Raw genomic sequence first — 3,151 nt, forward strand, 5'->3', positions numbered from 1 at the left:
TACCTGACTGACGAGTTCCAGAACCGAGTCCGGGAAATGGGCATGACGCAGTCCATGTCCAAACGGGGCAACTGCTGGGACAACAGCCCGCAGGAGAGCTTCTTCGGCCACTTCAAGGACGAGGTTGCCTATGAGGACTGCGTTGAGTTCGAGGATCTTAAAAAGCTTATAGAAAGCTACTCGGAATACTACAATAACGCCCGCTGTCAGTGGACCCGCAACCGGATGACCCCGGCGGAGTATGAGAAGTACTTGCTCGGCATGGCAGATGAGGAGTTCTCCGGGTATCTGGAGAAAGAGGAGAAAAAATACCGGCAGATGCAGGAGGTCGCCGCCGCCAAAGCAAAGCTGAGAGCTAAAGCTCTGGGACCGGAATGACCGCCGGCATTTGCCGGTACGGCGATGCCGAAAAAACTAAAAACAGGTTTGATTATGACTGAAAAAGAAAAAAAAGCAATAGAAGAAATCACAAATGAACTGATGAGCAAGGGACTTATCAGGAATGTAAAGTCAAACGGCGACATTGTTTACACCGAGTTCTTTTACCGGGAGATGCTTCGGATTATGGACGCCGGCAAATCATCAGTTGAAGCCTACCGGGAACTGGGATTCGACCCGGATCTGTTCGGCGTCAACCGCGCCATGCAGGCCGGCAAAAACGCCCGCTGTCACGCTCAGTACCGGTTCGCGCCCCGCAACGGCTCTGTTCCGCTGAATCAGGTTCCGGGGCTTGCCTCCATGACGTGGGAAGAGCGGCTTAACTACCTCCTCAGCAGGGTTATATACCTGGAAGCCCTCATAGAAGAAATTAAAAAAAAAGATGTGCTGTGCGGCGGTGAAGCGCTCCGGATGCTGCTGAAGTTTAACCCGGATCTAAAGCTTGTCATGAGCATGGCCGAAAGCTGCATGGAAAACTTCAAAAGACCTGAGGCTCCGGCGGAATACGGCCTTGACAGGCCTCTGAAGCAGACTGACATTCTGACCATCTTCAACATCCGGAAAAACAGCTGGCAAAACTCCGGTAAGAGGCGGCAGCATCAGGAGGAAAAGCTGAGGAAAGATGCCGAAGAACGCGAGATGATCGAACTGAAAATCATAGAGATTATTCAGCGGTTCGGATACATTCCCGGAAAAAGGGTGATAGCCGGAGCTCTGCTCGCCTGGCACGGCATCTCTATAGGGCTGAAGCGGGTAAAGAAAATCATGAACGGAATGCAGCTTGTGACCAGCATCCCGAATCGCAATCCGTACAAGTTCGAAGCTGTTCATGACCACCCGCAGACCGCTCCCGGGAATCTGGTAAACCAGGACTTCTTCAGAGCTCCGCGGCGGGTGATCCTGACCGATATCACATACCTGTACTACCAGACAGCAGCGGGAAACAGGGAAGTCTTTTACCTCTGCGTATTCAAGGATGCCTACACTTCGGAAATACTGGGACACGCCACCTCGGAACGCATGGATACCGGTCTTATCCATGAGGCCTACGGCATGATGATGAAGGAACACGGCGATGAAATAAAGGAAGCGCAGAAGAAAGGCCAGGAGGTTTTTTTGCACAGCGACCAGGGAAGCCAGTACCTGTCTGTGTCATTCCAAAAGCTGCTGTCCGATAACAAGTTTCTTCAGTCCTGTTCGCGGCGGGGCAATTCCCAGGACAATGCTCCGTGCGAAAGTTTCTTCCAGAAGCTGAAATACATCATCAAAAATCCGATGTTCCTGTGCGTCTCCTATGAAAAGTGCTCGGAGGTGGTCAGCGGGTACATACGCAACTATAACAGCGTGTATATTCAGACCAGTCTGGGCGGGCTCTCTCCGGCTGATTTTTACAAATACGCGGTCACCGGAATATATCCGTTCAGCGAATACTTCGGAGTGACACCGGACATTACAGAAACAGAAGAAATCCGGAGAAGACAGCTTCAGCAAAGACTTGAGATGCAGGCGAAAAGAGCCGATAAGGCCAGAAAGGAGCGCAAAACCGAGAAGGATCGCTACGGCGGCAGCGGAGGCGGCGTTGCCTCTGACGCCGCAATGGATCCCGAAGAGCGGGTCAGGCATGATATTGCTTTGCTGGAGCGGTATCTGAAATGGGAGCAGACCATTGTCGACGGATGCCCGCAGATCATCGGCTTTCTGGAGAAAAACAGCCAGATTGCAGCGGATGAGGTTACTTTATACAGCGGCGTGCTTCAGGAGGCTCTTCAGGCTCAGAATTGCATGAAGCATTTGACTGATTGGGAGCTGGAACATCTGAGCCTGCCCGGCAGCTGGAAGGGAGTGCCCTGGCTGGGATATGCCGACAAAATGCGGGGACTGTTCGATTCAAAGCCTCTTCACATCTTCAGGAAGGAGCTCAAAACAAAGCTGAACAAGGTAAACTTCGCCATAAGATCTTACAGGAAGCCAAGGATGCAGCACTGTCCGGCAGGACTGGTAATCCTTAACGTTGCGGCGCAGTGAGAGGCCTGAGATGACACCGAACCTGAACCAGTCCTCATGGCCAAAACGTTACCATAACGTCATGCCGTCCCCCGCATGACAGGCAGTTCCGGCCTCTTCTTCCGGATGGCGGGCCTTGCGCGGGATGAGAACTTCATACTTACTGACTTCGCATAAGCGAGGGTCGGAGATTCCTGAGGAATGCATCCTGCGCCGGATTCAGTCATTCAGGCAGGAAGGGGTCAAAACTGCAATCCGGTCTTATACGATAACAGCCTGTCGTGTCAGCATTCGCTGATGCGAGGCATCCCGGCGCCCGCAGGACAGAGGCCTTTGACAGAAACGCGCAATTCCGGAGAACCGGCATGACATCTCTTCCGCCAGGCCGCGGGAGGCATTGCGCGCAGCCATCCGGCACAATCAATACTGGCAGGAACAGATGTTAAAGTTCCGAAGGATAATAATTAAGAAGGGAAGACGCCTGCGGCGCTTCCTGTTTAATGATTAAAGGGGCTCCGCCCCTTTACCCCTGAAACTGCCTCGTATTTCAAAATTTGAAGCGTATAGCAGTCTCCTGAGGCCTGAACGAGGGGGTTATACGTCAGATTGACGAATACGCTTCAGAAACGGGCAAAATCGCCGCCCCGGGGGACTGCTCATTTTAGTTCGCGCTTTGCCTGGGGGTGGGGGGTCGGCCCCCCCCCCCCCC

Annotated in this window: 2 protein-coding genes; both read left to right on the forward strand. The window is 53.0% G+C overall.

Going from position 1 to position 3,151, the window contains the following annotated elements; translation table 11 throughout:
- Positions 1-378: IS3 family transposase (locus tag ACJROR_RS06070; protein ID WP_406546308.1), on the forward strand; the 378-nt coding region annotated here is incomplete at its 5' end.
- A 54-nt stretch (positions 379-432) separates the two neighbouring features.
- Positions 433-2,463 (forward strand): IS3 family transposase, encoded by a 2,031-nt coding sequence (locus tag ACJROR_RS06075; protein WP_406546309.1) that lies wholly within the window; start codon positions 433-435, stop codon positions 2,461-2,463.
- Positions 2,464-3,151: the final 688 nt, after the last annotated feature.

The sequence above is a fragment of the Succinimonas sp. genome, assembly GCF_045225735.1.
GTDB lineage: Bacteria > Pseudomonadota > Gammaproteobacteria > Enterobacterales > Succinivibrionaceae > Succinimonas.